Origin of the sequence: Pseudomonas sp. NFACC42-2, from assembly GCF_900116055.1 — a bacterium.
Classification (GTDB): Bacteria; Pseudomonadota; Gammaproteobacteria; order Pseudomonadales; family Pseudomonadaceae; genus Aquipseudomonas; species Aquipseudomonas marginalis.
On sequence record NZ_FOZO01000012.1, the window covers coordinates 34,850 to 54,424 of the forward strand.

The 19,575-nt window shown below is 62.4% G+C and carries 14 protein-coding genes; 4 read left to right on the forward strand and 10 right to left on the reverse strand.

The genetic code is table 11. The features are described 5' to 3' along the window. Nucleotides 1-5 precede the first annotated feature (5 nt). The 4 genes from BM416_RS20385 (at nucleotide 6) to BM416_RS20400 (ending at nucleotide 3,382) form a co-directional block, all read left to right on the forward strand. Complete coding sequence (locus BM416_RS20385) at nucleotides 6-758, forward strand: ABC transporter substrate-binding protein (RefSeq protein ID WP_065940732.1); 753 nt, start codon at nucleotides 6-8, stop codon at nucleotides 756-758. A 74-nt stretch (nucleotides 759-832) separates the two neighbouring features. Then, nucleotides 833-1,525, forward strand: coding sequence for an ABC transporter permease (locus BM416_RS20390; RefSeq protein ID WP_027605092.1), 693 nt, complete (start codon nucleotides 833-835; stop codon nucleotides 1,523-1,525). Then, nucleotides 1,525-2,214 carry an ABC transporter permease gene (locus tag BM416_RS20395; RefSeq protein WP_027605093.1) on the forward strand — a complete coding sequence of 230 codons (690 nt, stop codon included), beginning with the start codon at nucleotides 1,525-1,527 and terminating at the stop codon, nucleotides 2,212-2,214. Before BM416_RS20390 ends, BM416_RS20395 begins: the two co-directional genes overlap by 1 nt. Continuing rightward, entirely contained in the window at nucleotides 2,195-3,382 is a 1,188-nt protein-coding gene (locus BM416_RS20400) for a methyltransferase (RefSeq protein WP_092489254.1), read from the forward strand. Before BM416_RS20395 ends, BM416_RS20400 begins: the two co-directional genes overlap by 20 nt. 241 nt (nucleotides 3,383-3,623) lie before the next feature. On the opposite strand, the gene bcsQ (BM416_RS20405) is transcribed toward BM416_RS20400, so the two are convergent. The 10 genes from bcsQ (BM416_RS20405) to bcsQ (BM416_RS20450) all read right to left on the reverse strand — a co-directional run bounded on the left by bcsQ (BM416_RS20405) (nucleotide 3,624) and on the right by bcsQ (BM416_RS20450) (nucleotide 19,196). Continuing rightward, complete coding sequence (gene bcsQ, locus BM416_RS20405; RefSeq protein WP_092489255.1) at nucleotides 3,624-4,553, reverse strand: cellulose biosynthesis protein BcsQ; 930 nt, start codon at nucleotides 4,551-4,553, stop codon at nucleotides 3,624-3,626. A gap of 175 nt (nucleotides 4,554-4,728) precedes the next feature. Continuing rightward, nucleotides 4,729-5,853, reverse strand: coding sequence for an alginate O-acetyltransferase AlgX-related protein (locus BM416_RS20410; protein WP_092489256.1), 1,125 nt, complete (start codon nucleotides 5,851-5,853; stop codon nucleotides 4,729-4,731). A 12-nt stretch (nucleotides 5,854-5,865) separates the two neighbouring features. Next, nucleotides 5,866-7,281 (reverse strand): MBOAT family O-acyltransferase, encoded by a 1,416-nt coding sequence (locus tag BM416_RS20415; RefSeq protein ID WP_092489257.1) that lies wholly within the window; start codon nucleotides 7,279-7,281, stop codon nucleotides 5,866-5,868. Between the two features lie 17 nt (nucleotides 7,282-7,298). Further along, entirely contained in the window at nucleotides 7,299-7,964 is a 666-nt protein-coding gene (locus BM416_RS20420) for a DUF4397 domain-containing protein (RefSeq protein ID WP_092489258.1), read from the reverse strand. Further along, nucleotides 7,964-8,629, reverse strand: coding sequence for an SGNH/GDSL hydrolase family protein (locus tag BM416_RS20425; RefSeq protein ID WP_027605099.1), 666 nt, complete (start codon nucleotides 8,627-8,629; stop codon nucleotides 7,964-7,966). Before BM416_RS20425 ends, BM416_RS20420 begins: the two co-directional genes overlap by 1 nt. A 17-nt stretch (nucleotides 8,630-8,646) precedes the next feature. Further along, nucleotides 8,647-12,486 carry a cellulose biosynthesis protein BcsC gene (locus tag BM416_RS20430; RefSeq protein ID WP_092489259.1) on the reverse strand — a complete coding sequence of 1,280 codons (3,840 nt, stop codon included), beginning with the start codon at nucleotides 12,484-12,486 and terminating at the stop codon, nucleotides 8,647-8,649. Beyond that, complete coding sequence (gene bcsZ, locus BM416_RS20435) at nucleotides 12,468-13,664, reverse strand: cellulose synthase complex periplasmic endoglucanase BcsZ (RefSeq protein WP_027605101.1); 1,197 nt, start codon at nucleotides 13,662-13,664, stop codon at nucleotides 12,468-12,470. The genes BM416_RS20430 and bcsZ overlap by 19 nt, the downstream gene beginning before the upstream one ends. Then, a complete protein-coding gene (bcsB, locus tag BM416_RS20440) occupies nucleotides 13,661-15,928 on the reverse strand; it encodes a cellulose biosynthesis cyclic di-GMP-binding regulatory protein BcsB (RefSeq protein ID WP_092489260.1) in 2,268 nt (755 codons plus the stop codon). Before bcsB ends, bcsZ begins: the two co-directional genes overlap by 4 nt. Further along, the gene (bcsA, locus tag BM416_RS20445; protein WP_027605103.1) at nucleotides 15,925-18,144 is read right to left on the reverse strand and encodes a UDP-forming cellulose synthase catalytic subunit; all 2,220 of its coding nucleotides are present in this window, start codon (nucleotides 18,142-18,144) and stop codon (nucleotides 15,925-15,927) included. Before bcsA ends, bcsB begins: the two co-directional genes overlap by 4 nt. Further along, nucleotides 18,141-19,196, reverse strand: a complete 1,056-nt coding sequence (gene bcsQ, locus BM416_RS20450) for a cellulose biosynthesis protein BcsQ (RefSeq protein ID WP_371856062.1) — start codon at nucleotides 19,194-19,196, stop codon at nucleotides 18,141-18,143. Before bcsQ (BM416_RS20450) ends, bcsA begins: the two co-directional genes overlap by 4 nt. Between the last annotated feature and the right edge of the window lie 379 nt (nucleotides 19,197-19,575).

Genomic DNA, 19,575 nt, shown 5'->3' on the forward strand with positions numbered 1-19,575 from the left:
CATGCATGCAGAACTATAAAAAATTCCTTCTGGCCGCGGCCGTCTCGATGGCGTTCAGCGCCACGGCCATGGCAGAAACCCTGACCATGGGGATCGAAGCGGCCTACCCGCCGTTCAACAATAAAGACGCCAGCGGCCAAGTGGTCGGCTTCGACAAAGACATCGGCGACGCCCTGTGCGCCAAGATGAAAGTCGAGAAGTGCGACGTATACGTGTCCGACTGGGACGGCATCATCCCGGCCCTGAATGCCAAGAAGTTCGACTTCCTGGTGTCCTCGCTGTCGATCACCGACGAGCGCAAGCAAGCCGTCGACTTCACCGACCCGTACTACTCCAACAAGCTGCAGTTCATCGCGCCCAAAGCCACCGCAGACTTCAAGACCGACGCCGCCTACCTGAAGGGCAAGGTCATCGGCGCCCAACGCGCGACGCTGGCCGGCACCTACCTGGAAGACAAGCTGCCTGACACCGAAGCCAAGCTCTACGACACCCAGGAAAACGCCTACCTTGACCTGACGTCCGGCCGCCTCGACGGGATCCTCGCCGACAAGTACGTGCAGTACGAATGGCTCAAGAGCAAAGACGGTTCGGCCTACGAGTTCAAGGGCGACCCGGTTGTCGAGAGCGACAAGATCGGTATCGCCGTACGCAAGGGCGACCCGCTGCGCGAGCGCCTGAACAAAGCCCTGGCAGAGATCAAGGCAGACGGCACCTACAAGAAGATCAACGACAAGTACTTCCCGTTCAGCATCGAATGACCTGAACGGCCTGCCCGGCGCGCTCACTTGAGCGCGCCGGCTTTCAGCAATGCCTGCCGCGATATGAAGACACCATGAATTTCGATCTCTACGGATTCGGCCCGGCGCTCGCTGCCGGCGCGCTGATGACCGTCAAACTGGCCCTCACGGCGTTATGCCTGGGGCTGGTACTCGGCCTCGCCGGTGCCCTGGCCAAGACTTCCCCGTACAAGCCGTTGCAATGGCTGGGCGGTACTTACTCGACAATCGTTCGCGGTGTGCCGGAGCTGCTGTGGGTGCTGCTGATTTACTTCGGTACGATCAACGCCATGCGCTCACTGGGTGAGCTGCTCGACATTCCCGACCTGTCCCTCAGCGCCTTTGCCGCTGGCGTGATCGCCCTGGGCCTGTGTTTCGGCGCCTACGCCACGGAAGTGCTGCGGGGTGCAATCATCTCCATTCCCAAGGGCCACCGCGAAGCGGGTGTGGCGCTGGGCCTGTCGAAGTTTCGTATCTTTACCCGGTTGATCATGCCGCAGATGTGGCGCATCGCCCTGCCGGGGCTGGGCAATCTGTTCCTGATCCTGATGAAAGATACCGCGCTGGTCACGGTCATCGGCCTCGAGGAAATCATGCGCCATGCGCAGATCGCCGTAACCGTCACCAAACAGCCTTTCACCTTCTATATGGTCGCCGCATTCATCTACCTGGGCCTGACGTCGCTGTCGATGGTGGCCATGCACTTCCTGGAACAACGCGCCGCCCGCGGCTTCGTGAGGACGACGTAATGGAATGGGAAGTCATCATCAAGTGGCTGCCGAAGTTTATCCAGGGCGCCATCCTGACCCTGGAGCTGGTGAGCATCGCTGTGATCCTCGGCCTGATCCTGGCCATCCCCCTGGGTATCGCGCGCTCGTCCAGGCATCTGTCTGTGCGCGCCCTGCCCTACGCCTACATCTTTTTCTTTCGCGGCACGCCGCTGCTGGTGCAGTTGTTCCTGGTCTATTACGGCCTGGCCCAATTCGACAGCATCCGCTCAAGCTTCATGTGGAAGTACCTGCGCGACCCGTTCTGGTGTGCCACCGCCACCATGACGCTGCACACCGCCGCGTACATCGCCGAGATCCTGCGGGGTGCCATCCAGGCCATTCCGCCTGGGGAAATCGAAGCCGCCCGTGCGCTGGGTATGTCCAGGCCCAAGACGCTGTTCTACATCATCCTGCCCCGGGCCGCGCGCATCGGATTGCCGGCCTACAGCAACGAAGTGATCCTGATGCTCAAGGCCAGCTCGCTGGCGAGCACCGTGACCCTGCTGGAACTGACCGGCATGGCCAGGACGATCATCGCGCGCAACTACCTGACGGTGGAGATGTTCTTCACCGCCGGCGTGTTCTACCTATTGATCTCCTTCCTGCTGGTACGCGGCTTCAAACTGCTGGAACGCTGGCTGCGCGTCGATGCCTGCCAGGGACGTTGAAGCCCGCTTCGAGGCGCTGGATGCGTTTCTGATCGAGCACCAAGGGCTGTGGCGACCACGGCCCTTTGTGCATCGGCAGCTGCCTTGGGAAACCGAACATCCGCAACTGGCCCGATGGCTGCGCCAACGCTCGTTGTCCGACGCGGAAACCAGCCACAACCATCCCCACACCCTACCGGCGCCAGCGCCTTTTCCCGCACTGGCCCGCGAAGCCCTGCGCCTCAGCGCTGTGGATAAGTTACCGACGCAGCCCCTGCAACCGGCGGCGCACCGCCTGAATGTCGACGTACCCGGGCGCAAGTGGCAGCAAATCGAAGCCTTCGGCGCCGCGCTCCAGTTTGCGCAAACACCCCGGCATTGGCTGGACTGGTGCGCCGGCAAGGGCCACCTCGGCCGCCGCCTGCTGCACCCCAACCAACAGCTGACCTGCCTGGAATACGACCCGGCCCTGATCGCGGCTGGCCAGGCCTTGAGCGACCACCACGGCCTGCCCGTCACCCATCGCCTGCAAGATGTCATGGCGGACGTGAGCCTAGACCCCGAGCACACCCCCGTCGCGCTGCATGCCTGCGGCGACCTGCATGTGCGCCTGCTGCAACTGGCCAGTGCCGCCGGCTGCAAACAACTGGCCATGGCGCCGTGCTGCTACAACCGCATCAACACGGACGCCTACCAACCGCTGTCCGAAGCGGGCCGTGCTTCAGCCTTGCGGCTGTCGCTCGACGACCTTGGCCTGCCCCTCAGCGAAACCGTCACGGCCGGCAAACGCGTGCGGCTGCAGCGGGACACCTCAATGGCCCGCCGCCTGGGTTTCGATCAGTTACAACGCCAGTTACGCCACTGCGACGAGTACCTGCCCACACCGTCCCTGCCCGCCGGTTGGCTGGACAAACCCTTCGCCGACTACTGCCAGGCGTTGGCCTGCCTCAAAGGGTTATCCACAGGTGAACAGGATTGGGCGGCGCTGGAAGCGCACGGCTGGCGACGTTTGGCCGAGGTCAGGAACCTGGAGTTGCTGCGTGGGCTGTTTCGGCGCCCACTTGAAGTGTGGCTGGTACTGGATCGGGCACTGTTTCTGGCCGAACGTGGCTACAGGGTCGAAGTGGGCAGCTTCTGCGAAACCACACTGACACCACGCAACTTGATGGTGCTTGCCGAGCGCGATTAAGGGGCAGAATTGTCGCACCCCAGCTTGTGGATAACTCTGTTGATGGAATCGTTACAAGGCCTGCGGCCATCTGCGCTACAGGCAAAAAGCCACGTTGTTCATTTTTTGTTCACAGAATAAAAAGCACGTAAAACAGGCAGTTGCGGGGGTGATGAGAACGACTCCACAACCTGATCATTTCGTGACAGCCCAAACAACAAATTGTGCATAAGCATCTGGCGTCAAGCACATAAACCGGCATTTACAGTTGCTTTTTGCGGGCAATCAGCAGGCGGCAAAGTTCATTGATATCGTCACCGGCCAGGCTCAACGCCTGGCTGTCCAGCGGGTCGGTGCCGAACGCCAGGGCTTCACTGATCCCTACGTCGTGATGCACCTCAAACGGCTCTTTCGTCCCCAGTCGCTGCCGGAATGCCTCAACCATATCCAGGCTGAAGGCGCTGTCCTCATCCAGCTGGTTAAGCACGTAGTGAACGTGCGGCGCCCGGTCGCACCCAAGGTGCGGCGCCAGCAGCCCATCGAGTTGGTCCAGGGTTCCCAGGGACGCCGCGTCGGCCTGGGCGATCACCAGCACCACATCCGCCACGCTCACGGCCTGGTGGAAATAGACGCTGTTACCGGCGGGGGTATCGAGGATCACCGTGTGGCGGGCGTCCAGGCCCAAGGCGTGCAGCCGCTGCGCCAGCCAGTACGGTTCATGTTTCAGCCAGCGCTGCAGGGTGTCCTGCTGCTGGATATCGGTGTCGCCAAAGGTAATGACGCGGCTGCCGACAAAACCGGGCTGCTGGATGTGTTTCCAATGCGCATTCTGCAGGCTGGCGAGGCCGATGCCCGGTGAGGTCGGAGCGACACCGAAGTGACGGCGCAAGGCGTTTTGCGGGTCCAGGTCCACCGCCACCACCGATTCGCCCAGGCGCTGCAGACCACTGCTCAACAGGGTCGCCAGGGTGCTGCGCCCCACGCCTCCGTTGACCGACACCAGCGCCACCACGCAGGGGCGCCGCTCGGCCTTCTCCATCAGCGTGGACTGTACAGTGGAATCCTGAGGGGGAAAGGGGGTGCCATCCTCCACGGGAATGCTGCCAAAAAAGTGCAGTCGCGAATTCAGGCCACGGGGGTCACGGCTGACATCTTTGCCAAGCAGAGCAAGAAGACCGTCGGTAAAGCTCATAGCGCACCCTCCTCACGGCGAAGCTTAAAGACGTGAAAAGGTCAGCTGATACGACTGCTTACCGCAGGTCTTCTTGTGGTCGCCCTTGTGCAGGCAGTCTGCTTCAAGCGCACAAAAGTGTCATTATTTTGATGATTAAGCCGTCTATTTTTTAGATAAACGGCAAAACGTCAAATTACCGACTGATACTGATCGCATCGTATGGGGTCTGCAGATCCCGCTCTGGAATTTCCCAAATCAACAACTTCGGCGGGGTTTGCTTGAACGCCGGGCTGTCGAAATACGCCTTGGCCGCGCCGGAGAACTCGCCGCCGTCCTTGCTGAAATTGCCCACGGGAGCGTTCAGGGCTTTCTGCAGGAAGCCGACAAAGTTGGAATTGCGCGAGAACGACGTCCCGATCAGTGCCACATTGGGCAACCCGGCGTCGCCGAACAGGTCGTCAGTGTTGCTGGTGGCGCCACCCGCTTCGTGGGCGGAGCTGGCCGCGACCGATTCCCCCGGGGGTTGCAACTTCGGCGGTAACCAGTCGAGACCGGCCAGGCGCACCAGATCACCGGGGCGCACGGCAAGCGGTGCCTGGGTGATCTCAAAGGTTTGCTCGGGCGTAGCCTTGATCTCACGTTGCTGGATGCGTTTTGCCAACGCCTGGGCGCCGGCGTTGGAGCCGATTTCGCTCCAGTGGGTGTCGGTGCGCAGGTATGACTCGGGCCCGAGGGGTCTTAAGGTATCGGTGAGGTCCAGCGCGGACACGCCAGCGGCCTGCAAAGTGGCCGTCCAGTCCTGAATCCGGCTGTTGAGCACTGCCGGTCGGTACAAGCCACACAGCTGGGCAACCGCAATGCGGCTCTTGTCCGGTACCACCACCACTTGCAGCTCGATACCTTTTTCACCCAGTTGCCGCTGCAGGTCGATCACGGCCTGGGCCTTGGTCTGTGCGTTGGCTTGGGCGTGGCGGTTGATGCGCAGTTCATCGCTGATAAACAGCCAGCCCGGGCAACCCGGCCGCACGCGTGGGCCGGTGTCGCCGAACGCCAGCCAGCTTGCGCCACGTTCCAGGTTGGCCGCCTGGATCGCCATCGGCGCCTTGGCCAGTTCCTTGGCGAAACGGTGGGTCAACTCACCGTGCAGCAGCATGTCGCTGTCGACCTTGGCGGGCAAGAAGCTGATCGGCCCCTTCACCATCAGCCAGGCACAGGACAGCAGCCCCGCCGCCAGGAAGGGTACCAGCACCCAGGCCGCCAGGGGGCTGGTGCGAACAGCCAAGTCGCTCGGAGGAGTCGGCGCGGTAGGAGCGGGCATGGTCGGGCGTCCTTAGAACTGAAAGTACAGAAACGGTACGGCGTCGCGGCTGGCGATCAGCGCGAACGACAACACAAACCCGGCCACCGGCCACAACGAAGCGGCCACCACAAACCAGGGCTGGGTACCGAAACGCTGCTCGCAACGCACCTGCCAGATCGGCGCAATGATGCACACCAGGCCCAGCAACGCCGCCATGCCGTGGGCCGGGCGCATGGCCACGGCCATGGCGTCACCCAAGGCCACGCCATGCATACCGAACTGACCGGCGTACATGGTCAGCGCCGAATGGAAGTCCGGCGCGCGGAACAAGGTCCAGGCCAGGCACACAAACAGCAACGTCAGGATGTGCGACAGCACCGGCGGAATGCGCGGCAGGCTCGACCGCGACCAGGCGCGATCCACACACAGCGCGATACCATGCGCCGCCCCCCACAACAGGTAGTTCCAACTGTCGCCGCCGTGCCACAACCCGGCGATCGCCATGGTCAGGAACAGGTTGCGATAGGTACGCCACACGCCGTCGCGGTTACCGCCCAGGGCGATATACAGGTAGTCGCGCAACCAACTGGACAACGACAAGTGCCAACGACGCCAAAAGTCCTGGATGCTGCTGGCCAGGTACGGTCGGTTGAAGTTTTCCGGGAAGTGAAAACCCAGCATCAGGCCCAGGCCGATGGCCATGGCGCTGTAGCCGGCGAAGTCGAAGAACAGTTGCAGCGAATAAGCCAGGCAACCGATCCACGCATCCACCATGCTCGGGTTTTCCAGGTGGAAGGCAATGTCCACCAACGGCGACAAGGTGTCCGCCACCAGCACTTTCATGCCCATGCCGATCATGAAGCGCCGCGCACCGAGGGAGAAATTCGGCCAGTTGAAATAACGCTGGTTCAGCTCCCGGCGAACCCAGTCATAACGGATGATCGGGCCTGCAATCGAGTGGCCGAACATCGAAATGTACGTGGCGTAATTGATGAAGCTGCGTTCCACCGGCACCGTATGACGGTGCACGTCCACCAGGTAGGAAATCGCCTGCAGCACGATAAATGACAAGCCGGCCGGTAAGGCCACGCGCTGCCAATCCAGCGGCATGGCGCCGTACCAGGTGATCACCTCGCTCACGGTACCGGCGACAATGTTGGCGTACTTGTACCAACACAGCACCGCCGTGTTGAACACAATCAACGCGATCAACAGGCGCACCCGGCCTTTGCCGTCCTCACGGGAACGGTCCACCAGCAGGCCGCCGACCCATGCCACCACGGTCAACACCATGTGCAGGAACAGGAACAACGGGCTCAGCCAGCCGTAGAACAACCAGCTGCCGATCAACAGGATGACGTTGCGCCAGCTCGGACGAGCCAGGGCATAGATCAACAGAAAGGCCGGCAGGAACAGCGTGAGGAATTCGAGTGAGGCAAAGACCATGGTGGTGTCGGGCCCGATCAGTTAGCGAGTGCGTCGGAAGCGAACAGCAACTTCGAACCTGCAGCCGAAGGGACGGCCAGCACGCTATAGCGCTCACCCGCCTTGAGGGTGAACGTCAGCGGCTGGCCCACCGGAGCACCGGCGCACTTGAGCTGCACCGACAATTCCAGCGGGTTGATCATGCGGCGTTGCAACGAACCTTCGGCCACCTTCTTGAACAGCTCGGCCTTTTGGGCCACGGCTTCCAGGCTGGCGTCGGCGCAGGCGGCGTCGGCGTTGATAAAGGCCAGGGAAGCCTTGAGCGCGTTGAAGTCGTCCGGTTGCTCACGCACCACCAACTGGCGCGTGGCGCCCTGGGCGTCGACCAACGCGACCACGGTGGCGAATTCGCCGGGGGCCACGGTCACCGACAGGTCGGCGTTTTTGCCGTCGCGGCTCAACACGCCCTTGATCGGCTTGTCACCCCCCACCACCGGCAGGAAGGCCGACACGGCTTTATCCCCGCTCAACACCAGGCTGGCCTTGGAACCGTCCGCCACCAGCTTCAACTCGCCGGGAGTGCCATTGGCAAAACGCAGGAACGCTGCGTCCTGCTCCGGGCCGGTGGGGTACAACGGGATGTCGGCGCTGTAGGCGCTGACACTGGCGAGCACGGTCGCCAGGCCCAGGGTCATGCGTTTCATTATTTGCTTCCTTTACCGTAGGCCGATGGCGGCAGGTCGCCCAGCGCCGTACCAATGGCCTTGGCCCATTTCTGGTAGCCGTCGATGGTGAAGTGCTGGCCGTCAGTGGTGATCCACTCGCCCGGCTTGGAGAAGGTCAGCGAATCGATGTAGGTGCACGGCGCCACGTTACTGGCCAGGAAGGCCGACATCAGCTTGGTGCGGGTGTCGTCCTTCTTGTACTGGGAACCGACCTTGCCCCACGGCGGACCGACCCACACGCACTTGGTGCCGGTGTCGGTGATCGCCTTGGTCAGCGAGGTCACGCTTTTCCAGGCCCAGGCCTTGGGGAACACCGGGTTGGTGTAGGAGCCCATGGTGTCGCCGATGATCAGCACGACAACGTCGGGTTTGTCCTTGGCGATCAGTTCCTGGATCGGCGTGGTGCTCATGGCGTTCTTGCCGTAGATCACCGCTTTGCCGGTGGGCAGGCGCTCGCCGCCACACTCGACTTTTTTCGGTACGACCCAATCCGCCGCACCAGCACCGCAGGCACCGATGGAATGAACCACCGCGCCTTGCTTGGTCAGGTTGTCTTGCAGCGGGTTGAGCAACGAATCGGGAAAGCTCATATGACTTTCGCCCAGTACCAGCATGGTTAGGCCGGCAATCGCAGAAACAGGCATGAATGACTCCGATTTAATCAGTTGGAATAAGGGGAACGGTACGGGCTGACCGGCAAAGGCATAGGTCCGCTCAGGTCTTCGAACAAGTAGCGCAGATAAGCATTACCCGCGTACTGGCGGTAATCCTGGGCGTTATCGAGTCCGATTTCACCCCCCAGGTAGAACCGCGAGCTGAGACGGTATTCGGCAGCCGCGTTGAAGCTGTAGCCGACGCCGGTTTTGCTGGTGCTCTCGTACTTGGGATTACCCCTGGACGCTTGCAGCGTGCTTTCGCCCGGGAAGAAATCCGCCCCATCTTGCGCGATATGCTGCAGGCCTACCGAACTTTTTACCTGGTAACTGAAGCGATCAAAGCTTTGTGCCCAACGAATCGGCACGCCCAGGGAGAAGAAGCGCTGCGGACTGAAGTAACCACCGTTGCCGTAGGTGTAGAAGTCCTGGTTTTCCTTGAAGGTCATCGCCGAGCCGCTGATGCCCAGGGTCAACGTGTCCCGCTGGTTGTTGCGCAGGTACCAGTAGATGCCGCTGCCCAATTCCAGGCGGGTGTTGTCTTCGACGTTATTGCCCAGCAATTCATGCAGCGACGCGTAGCCGTAGACGCCCAGCTTCTGGTTGTCATAGCTCAGCTCACCACGGCCGCCGTTGGCGGTGACGCCGCCCCATTTGTTGCCATCGCCGTCTTCGGAACCCGCGAAGGAGGTGACACTGTCGGTGACCGGACGCCGGGAAATATTGGCGCCATAGCGGAAGTTCGAATTGGCCTCGAACGGACGCGAGACACTCACGCCACCCACCAGGGTGTTGTAGAGGAAGCCCAACGGGCTGACCCCGACGTCGGCCTTGAGGCCTTCATCCGGATTCTCGAACGCGACGGCCAAGCCAACACCGGTGTCGCTCTGGGAGCCCGCCGGGGTGGTGGTGCCTTTGCCGAAACGCGACAACGCATCGCTGCCCACGCTGCCCGCACTCAAGTGCACCGGCGTGACGCGCAACGCTATGGTGTTATCGCCCACCGGCATGCGCGCTTCGAACGGCGCTTCCACATCGGTGATCTTGCTCAAGCCTTTCTCGCCGTTATTGCTGCGCACGCTCAAGCCCTGCACCACATACCCGGTACGGTCACGCAGGATGGTATCCAGCGCACGCCGTGCCGGGCTCAGCTCGGGGCTGTCGATGGAGGCGATGGTCGACGGCGGCACAAACGGGTCGCTCAGGTCGTTGGACGTCGCGCTGGCAAACGCGCTGGACGTGACGGTCTTGGTCGGTGCATCGATCGGCGGCGGCACGGCGCCGGCGACAGTCAGGTCGGTGACCTGGCGGCGCTGGCCCGGCAAGCCCACGAAGGGGTTAGACGATTTGCCCTGAGGTTCGGCCTGGGCCACCTGGGTCCTGGCCTTCATCGCGGTTTCAATCGCCAGGGCCTTGCGCAGCAGTTCAGCGGCTTCGCTGTTCTTGCCCAGGCCCTGATAGATGCGTGCCGCCGAAGTGAGGATCTCCGGGTTGCCCGGTTCGAGCGCCAGGGCCTTGTCGCTGGCCGATTGCGCCAGGCTGCGGTCGTTGCCTTTCAGGGCGATGTCCGCCAGCCCCAATTGCAGGCGCGCATTGTTCGGGTTCTGCTGGATCAACGGCGTGTACAGCTCCATGGCCTTCTTGCCGTTGCCGCTGGCCGCGTACATGCGCGCCAGGGCACCGACACCCAATGCGTCGTTCGGGCGCTGGGCCAGGGCCGGGGAAAGCATGTCGTAGGCCGCCACCAGGTCGTTCTTCTCGCGCAGGGCGTCGGCCTGCTTGACCCGGTACAGGTAGATCAAATCGTCATAGCGCTGGCGACCGATCTCGGTCAACGGCTGGCCTTGCACTTCGCGCAGGATCTCGCCCGCCTCGCTGTACTTGTTGGCCTTGAGCAGTACGTTGGCGTACAGCAGTTTCTGGTCGACGGTCGGATTGGGGTTGTTCTCCACCACCCTCTGCATCATGTCCAGGCCGAACTGCGGTGCGCCCACGTCAACATAAGCAGCAGCCAGCACGGCCACGCGCTCAGGTTTTTGCCGGGTCAGCGACTCGGAACGACCAAGCAGCGCCAGGGCTTCCGGACGCTGGCCACGGCGCGCTGTTTCGATGGCGATGTCCGTCTGCTGATGCAGGGCGATGTCGATCGCCAGCTCGTTCATGTCCGCCGTGCGTTGGGCGGTGGGGATACGCCCGAGGGTGGCCTCGGCTTGTTTCCACTCGCTCAGTTCAGCCGACAACAGGGTACTGGTGTACAGCGCATCCGGTTGGTTGGGCTGGGTCTTGAGCAGGCCGTCGATCAGGGCACGCGCATTGCGGATCTGACCGTCGCGCAGGTACATGCGCGCCAGGGCAAAGCGGTTCCAGGGGTTTTCCGGGTCGGCGTCGAGGGCCTGGCGGTAGGCGGCTTGCGCGGCCTTCAGGTCACCGCGCTGCTCGGCCAGTTTGCCGACCTGGGTAGCGCGCAGTGCGTTGATTTTCACGCTCGGCGCAAACTTGGCGCGCTGGGCCGGCGACACCGAGTCGATCAGCTTCAGGGCTTCATCCGGCTGGCCGGATTGGGACAATACGTTGATCAAACCGCTGAGCGCATCCGGGTCGCCAGGGTGACGGGCCAACACCTTGCGGTAGCCGGCTTCGGCAACGTCGAACTGGTTGTCCTGGGCCTGGAAACCGGCCAAGGCGATTGCCGCACCCGGTTGGCCCGGGTTCAGGCGCTCGGCCTGGGCCACCAGGTCACGGGCCTGGGCACCGCGGCCGGCGCGCTGGGCGTCACGACTCTGGCTGATCAGGTTCCAGTAACGCACGTCGTTCAGGGCCGACTGCCACGCGGCGCCGCCGGGCAAGCGCGTGGCCTGCACCAGGTAGTTTTCCGCGTCGCTGAAACGCTCTTGCTGTTGCCGCAACACGCCCATGCCACCAAGGGCATCGACGTCATTGGATTTTTGCGCAAGGCGCGCCGTGAGCAGTGGCTCGGCGGTTTTCAAGTCGCCGTCGTCCAGGGCCTTGAATGCCTTGGTCATCTGCGGATCACGCTGCCAGGCACCGCCGCCCTTGCCTTGGGCGATGCCCTTGTCCATGAGCGCGCGGATCTCGGTGTCATCCGGGTGCACGGTGAGAAATTGCTGGAACAGCGACACCTGGTCCGGCTTCGGTGGGCCGAGCCAGACCAGCGCAAAGCGCCAGGTTTCATCGGCGTTGCCGCCCACATCGTTGTTCGAGGCCAGCTTGGCCAACGCACGGATACCGTCCGGCCGGGTTGCCGGGTTGCGTGCCAGGTGCTTGGCCAGGAACAGCGCAACGATCGGATCGTTGGGCCGCTCACGGGTCAGGCGCTGAAGGCCGGCAATGGCCTCATTGGTGCCCTTGGCGGTAAAACCCAGGGTGTTGTAGTACTCACGGGCAATCAGGCCCTGGGGCTGGCGGCCCTGGAAAATCTGACGGTACAAGGCCACAGCCTTTTCGCGCTCGTCTTCAGGCTCACCCAATTCACGCGCCTGCTCCAGCAGCTTGGCATTTTCCGGCATGTTGACGGTGATGTCCTGCTCCAGCTGCAACGCCTGGCGCGGCACCGGGCTCAGCGCTTGCAGTCGGGCCAGGTACTTTTGCGCCTCGGCCGGGTGGTTCTGCTGCATCTGGATCAAGCCGATGCCATAAAGCGCATCCGGCTGCTCGGGGCTCAGGTTAAGCAGTTTCTGCCAGGTCTCCAGGGCCCGCTCGGGGTTTTTCTTCGCCTGCCAGTAGTAGCCCTGCTCGATCAGCAGGGACTGCGGGTCGCTGGTTTCAGCGAAGCTGGCGGTCGAGGCCAGGGCGGCGAGAATCGCAATGGCTAGCGTGTGACGGCGCATGCTGCCTCCCAGGAAAGTTTGACCGTACCGTCTTGTTCAAAACGGTACTTCTGATCGGAAAAGCCTTGGCTGAACAGGCTGAGCATGTAGTCGTAGTAGATCGGCTGCGCGCTGTCCGGCGCCGAGGGCGCCAGGGCTTTGTTGAGCGCGTCGTCGACCTTGGCCTTTTGCAGTTGTGCCAGGGCGGTTTCGCCACGGGCCTGGAAGAAGGCAATGGTCGACGCCGAGAAGCCGATCGGCGAATAGCCGTTGTTCTTCTCGACTTCGCCGGTGGTGACGTGGATTTTCTCCGGCGGGAAGCCGGTGGCCGCCGCAGCCGTCGCCCGGGACATGCCCCCCAGGGACTTGAGCATGCCCGCCGCGAGTGGATCGGCCTTGGCGGTCATGCCGGCCCACATGTAGGTGCGGATCGCGTCGTAGCTGCCCAGGTCATCGGAGAACGGGTCGACCACAAACAGCCCGGTGTTGGCACTGGTCGCGCGATAACCGACCCAGTTGGCCGCCAGGCCATGGGGGTTGCTGGCGGTGTCGGCGAGCATCCGCGCGTTGCTTTCGGCCACTTCGTTCCAGCCGGCATTCGGCCGCTCTTTATGGAAGCGGCGTAGCTGCGCCAGCACCTGGTAGCTCGGGTTGAACCGCCACAGACCACCGGCATGGGCGTAACCCACCGGCCCCGGCAACAGCATCTTGCCCAGGCCCGGCACACGCACGATCAGGTTGCGTTCCACATTGGCCAGCACCAATTGCGCATCGGCGCGGTATTGCGGTGCATTCCACACGCGGGCCGCTTCAAGCAGGGCGTAGGCCATCCACAAATCCGCGTCGCTGGCAGAATTGGGGTCGATCACGCCCCAGGTGTTGTCAGGCTTTTTGCCCCACAACCAACCTGGCAGGTTCTGGCCGATATCGGCCCCCGACATGTTGGCCTTGGTCCAGGTCCACAGCTTGTCGAAGCTGCCACGGTCGTTGCCGACCAGGGCGAAGAACATCGCGTAGGACTGCCCTTCCGAGCTGCTCTCGGTAGGTTTCATGGAGGAGTTGAGCACGCGGCCGTCGTCCTGCACGAAGCGCTTGGCATAGTTCTGCCACAACGGCCAGTCGCAGCTTTGCGCCTGCGCCACGCCAGCACACATCAGCGAGCCCAGCGCTATCAGGGCCATGCTACGCAGCGGGCTCATGCCAACCGCCGTTTTGCACGGGCACGCAGTGACAGGTAGATCAGCGACGTGACCACCGCCAGACTGAGGAAGGTGATCAACAGCATCCACCCCAGGTGCTGGGACAGTTGCCACTGCATGAACTTGAAGTAGTTGAGCTTGCCGACGTAGTACTGCTCGTCCGCCACCAGCGAGCTGATTTGCGTGCCTTGCACCACCGCCAGGCTGCCCTGGATCGAATCTTTGTAGTCGTCGCCGCCGATCAGGGCGGAGGTAGCTTCCAGCAGGCCTTGCGGCTGGTTGCTGGCGATCAGGACCACGCTGCGCCCGGACTTGAGCGGCGATTGGAAACCGGCCAGCCAGGTGCTGCTGCTCAAGCTATTGAAGGTGATCCCGGTATTGGCCTTGTGGATATTGGCCGCCGGATCGGGGCTGACCCAGCTGCGCACATAACGCGGCAGGTCCGACAACAGGAACTGATGCTGCGCGCCATCGCTGGTCGCCGGCAGGTACTGCTGCCACTGCTTGAGCAGCGGTTGGTTGGCGGCGGTGGCGAGCACCAGCAGGTCCTTGTCGGCGACGCTTTGCACATCTTTGGCCTGTACCACTTTCACCGCAGTTGCCGGGTAACCGGTGGCTTCGCCGAAGCGGCCGAGCACGGTCAGGTAAGCGGTGATTTCATCGGTGCCGAAGTTGTCCGGCATGACCACGGCGGATTCCGACAGGTCGGCCAGGCGCGTGAACGGGAAACCGGAGTCGTTGAACACACCCAGGTTAGGCATGGCGATGTAGTGCTGGTAACCGGTGACATCGAGGGTCGAGTCCGGGTCGACGGAACCGCGCATGTTGTCGACGATAATGTCGCGGCATTCGCCTTCCTTGATGTAGTCGTACATAAAGCGCAGCTGCAGCTTGGACTTCGGCGATGCCGAGCTGATCGGCAACAGGGTCGTCACTTCACGGGGCAGGCTTTCGTCTTTCTTCAACTGGTCGAGCAGGGTTTGACCGCCGCCCAGGTTGGTCACCGACGGCAACGCCACGGACTTCATGAACTGGTCATTCAGACCGATCAGCAGCGCGGAATTGGTCGACACCTGCTGTGGGGTGTAACGGTATTTGAGGTGCAGCGGCACGCCTTCTTCACGCCAGTTGAACAGGTCAGGCGGCAGGCGCATGTCGACGCTGATGGCGCCGGGATTGTAGCCCGACACACTGAGTTTCTGCTGCTCGACCAACTCACCGAGGCGCACCGGGCGGTCGCTCGGCAGCCAGTTCGGGGCGTCATAGGGACGGCGCGGCGCGAGGGCTTCGAGCTTGGTGATGACCACGCTGTTGCCGGCCAATACCGGGCTACCCAGCACCACGGCGGTGGCGGCGCGCTTGAGCTCTTGCGCGTCACGGCCGGTGATGATCAGCAGCTTGCCATTGGCGTCGGTGGGGTTGGCGATCAGGGTCAACGTCGGGCCGGTCGGCTTGGCGATGGCGACACCGTGCACATCCATGGCTTCGGCGGTTTGCACCAGCACGATGGCATTGCCCTTGGCCGGCAGCTCGCCGAGGGTGGTCGGGAAGGTCGCGCCACGGTAGCTGGCGAGGCCGCCGATCCAGGACGACAACGCACCGGCCGCTTCCAGGGCGGCACTGTCCGGCGCGGTGGCGAACACGAACGGCAGGCTCACCCGGCGCGCGTCACGCTTATCGAAGAATGGCAGCGGCAGCACGGCCAGGTCGTCCTTGAGGACGATCGGCTCGACCTGCACTTTCAGCTCACTGCTGTTGCTGATCTTGGCCCACAGGCTGCTGTGCAACGGGTCTTCGCAGGACATGGTGTAGTGACCGATGAACTGCAGGCTCAAGCGGTTGAATTCGGTGATCAACTTCGGCGGGATCTGCACCAGTTGTTCCTGCTGAGTGCCGGCACCCTCTTTGGGCAACGCCAGGCTGGCGGCTACTTCGCCGTTGACCAGCACGTTGATCTGCGACAGGTCCGCCAGCAACGCCGGCGAGTAGCTGTACTTGAGCAACAGTTGCGCGCCCTTGACCACTTCGTCGGCACGAATGTCGAAGTTGACGCTGTCGGAAGACTCCACCCCTTGCAGGTTCATGGTGTCGCGACGCCCCAATTGCTTGAGGGTCAGGCTGTAGCCGTTGTCGGTGCTTTGCACGGGCACGGTGGTCACCGCTTGCTCGGCAGCTTGCGCCAGGGTGTTGAAACCCATCAGCGAGGCGATCATCAGCGCGAGTGCACGGCGCGGATGAGGGCGAGCGAAAATCTTCGAGGTCATGGCTTGTCCATCAGCGTATCAAGCGGTTTTTTGGGGGTGCGGCTCAAGGCCAGACGCAGTTCGTGTAGGGTGGCGCGGCCGAGGGTGAACAGGCCGCCGATGCCGATGGAGCTGACTTCGCGCAGGGCCGCCAGCGGCGTATCCGGTTGGCCGGCGCCCCAGCTCGCGGCCCAGGTGTCGGCGCGGGAGAAGGTCAGGCGTACCAATTCGCTTTGCTGGCGCAGGCTGAGGGGTTCGAACTGGGCGCCGATCTGCGCCCCTTTGCTGAACACCACGCGCGCATCGAACAGGCTGTCCTGGCCGTTGCGCGAGAGCACCAGTTGCACGCGCTCGCCCTGGGTGATCGAGTGACCATCGGTGAGCATCAGGCCGAAGCCGTTCTGCGAGAAATCCTGGGTAGTGCCATCCAGCACACGGCCGTCGGCACAGATAATGCTCACCGGTAGCTTGGCGCTGACGCGCGGCTCGGAACGCACCTGGCGCGCCTCCGAGGCCACGGCTACGGCGGCACTGGTGATGATCAGGTTGTAGAGGGTCCAGGTCAGGTTGATCGCCACCGTCACGGCCGTGGACGCATCGCCCCAGATCAACTGATGAATACCAAAGCCCAGGCCGACCAGGTTCACGGCCAACAGCACCAGGTAAGGGCGCGCCAGCTTCCAGTCGAAGAACTGCTTGTCGATGATGCCGCCCTTGTCGGTGACGTTGAAGCCACCGGCCTTGGGGTTGACCAGCGCCACCAGCACCGGCGGCAGGATGTACCAGGCCAGTACGGTCTCGTATACCTCGTTCCAGAACGAGTGCCGGAAGCGGCCCTGGATGCGTGAGTTGGTCAGGCTTGAATGCACCAGGTGCGGCAGTACATACGCGACGATCATCAGCGCCGAGGCATGGAAAATCTCCGCGCCAAAGACCAAATAGGCCAGCGGCGCAGTGAGGAACACCAAACGCGGCAAACCATAAAAGAAGTGCAACATAGCGTTGGCGTAGCAGATGCGCTGGCCCCACTTGAGGCCCTTGCCCAGCAGCGGGTTGTCGGTGCGGAAGATCTGCGCCATGCCCCGCGCCCAGCGAATCCGCTGGTTGATGTGGCGCGACAGGCTCTCCGTGGCCAGGCCCGCGGCTTGCGGGATCGCCAGGTACGCCGTGTTGTAGCCCAGGCGGTTGAGCTTGAGCGCGGTGTGGGCGTCTTCGGTCACGGTCTCGACGGCCACCCCGCCGATTGCCAGCAGCGGCTCACGGCGAATCACCGCACACGAGCCGCAGAAGAAGGTGGCGTTCCACAGGTCGTTGCCGTCCTGCACCAGGCCGTAGAACAACTCGCCCTCGTTGGGCACGGCGCGGAAGGTGTCGAGGTTCTTTTCGAACGGGTCCGGCGAGAAGAAGAAGTGCGGCGTTTGCAGCATCGCCAGCTTCGGATCCTTGAGGAACCAGCCCAGGCTGACTTGCAGGAAGGAGCGCGTCGGCACGTGGTCGGCGTCGAACAGCGCGATGTATTCGCCGTCGGTGACCTTCAACGCTTCGTTGAGATTACCGGCCTTGGCGTGGAAGTTGTTGTCGCGACGGATGTAGTTGACCCCGACCTTGCGGCAGAACTCGCGAAAGTCATCACGGCGGCCGTCATCGAGCACGTGCACGCGCAGCTTGTCCTTGGGCCAGTCCATCGCCTGGGCGGCGAAGATGGTCAGCTTTACGATGCTCAGAGCTTCGTTATAGGTGGGGATGAACACATCCACCGTCGGCCATTCTTCCGGCTCGGTCTTGAGCCACACCGGGGTGCGACGCAGCGGCCAGGCGGTTTGTACGTAGCCGAAGATCAGCACGATCAGGGCGTAGAACTCGGCGGCGACCAGGCCGTAGCCGAAGAACATGTCGAGCCAGGTTTCAAAGCCCAGGGTGGAGGTGAGTCGCCAGAACATATAGCGCAGCGAGGCCACCAGCGACAGCACCACCAGCGCGAGGATTGCCAGGCGCCCCGGGATCCTGCGCAGCACCAGCACCGCCATGAAGCACACAGCGGCAAACAGGCATTGGCTGTAGAGGTCCAGCGGCGCACTGATAACGCCAAAAAACAGCAGGGCACCGAGCACGCAACTGGCAAATACCAGCACCGTACGTAGCGCCGCAGGCCAGCGATTGAAGCGCGCGATGGCGCCATTCAGGCGCTGTTCAGCGCGCCCTTCGACGAAGGGCGTGGAGGACGTATTGTCGGTCATGGAAGGTCCGAGTCGATGTGTTCGAGCAAGGCGCGGCACAGGGCGTGGACGTCCTGGCAGCCGATACTGTTGACGGTAGGGTCGAGGGGATCACGCCCGTAGGCCTGGGCTTCGCTGAACGCCAGGTCGCGGTGTACCGTGCCCAGCAGGGCACTGCCGAGGCGCGTCTTGAACACCTCGGCCATGTCCAGGCTGAAGCGGTGGGCGGCGTCCAACTGGTTGATCACATAAAAGCGTTGTGGCGGTTTTGCGCGTTGCAGGTATGGCGCCAGCACGCTGTCCATCTGCTCCAGGGTGCTGAACGACGCCACATCCGACTGCACCACCACCAGCACCGCGTCGGCGACCGACATGGCTTGGCGGAGGTACACGGTGTTGCCGGCCGGTACGTCGATGATGACCGTGTCCTGGCCGTTCAGCTTAAGGCTGGCCAAACGCTTGCCAAGCCACTCGGGATCCTGGCCCAGCCAGCGATTCAAGCTCTGCTGCTGCTCGTGGTCAGTGCCACCGAACGCCACCAGGCGGCAACCGCCAAAGCCGCGTTCAGGCAGGGCTTCCCAGCTTTCGTTAAGCAAGCTGGTGGCGCCGACACCAGGGAAGTCGAGGCCCAGGCACAGGTGGTGACGCAGGGCGTTTTGCGGGTCCAGGTCGAGGGCAAGCGCCGGGTGCCCCTGGCGCTGCAAGCCACTGGCAATCGCAGCAGACAAGGTGCTACGGCCGACGCCCCCTTTAACCGAAACCACCACCACCACTTTCGGCGTGGACTGCTCCGAATACACCTCGCCTTGCGGGCCCGATATTACTTCGGACAGTGGCAGGTGGTCGGCATCGCCATGGTTCAGCTCTTCGAGCAAACGCAGCAACGGGGCCGATGGGGCTTCATCCAAGAGAGCTGCCACTGCAGGCGGGGGAGCAACAACCTCAACCTCCGGGCTCTCCAGGACCTCTACTTCGTCCTCGATAAACTCATGGATAAAGTCAATTTCGCGGTAGCCATTCGGGTTGGCACCCAGCTTGTTGAATAGTTTGGAAATGTCATCTGCTCGACTCACTCACTGCCCCTCCCCACCTGGTTTGCGCTTTAAAGGCGATAAAAAGGCCAGCAAAGAGCTGACCTTGTATTTTTATAGTTATGTGCTGGCCGAGGCATTCTGTGATATCACATTGATGGTGTCAGTATTTTGATGCTTTTAGCTCGATCTTATCCGACGAACGGCGTGGCGCCATTTTTATGACTCCATCGACGATAAAAATGCATTCGTTGTAAGAACATGAACTTGCACTGATTTATCGTGATTTTTGTTGGCCTGATGGTCAAAAACGGCACAAATCTGACATACCCATAAACAAATAATCCGTTGCCTCAAATCTGTCTCGAAAATTTGCCTACACGATTTTGCGATTAAACCCACTATTCATATCGCGCGACAG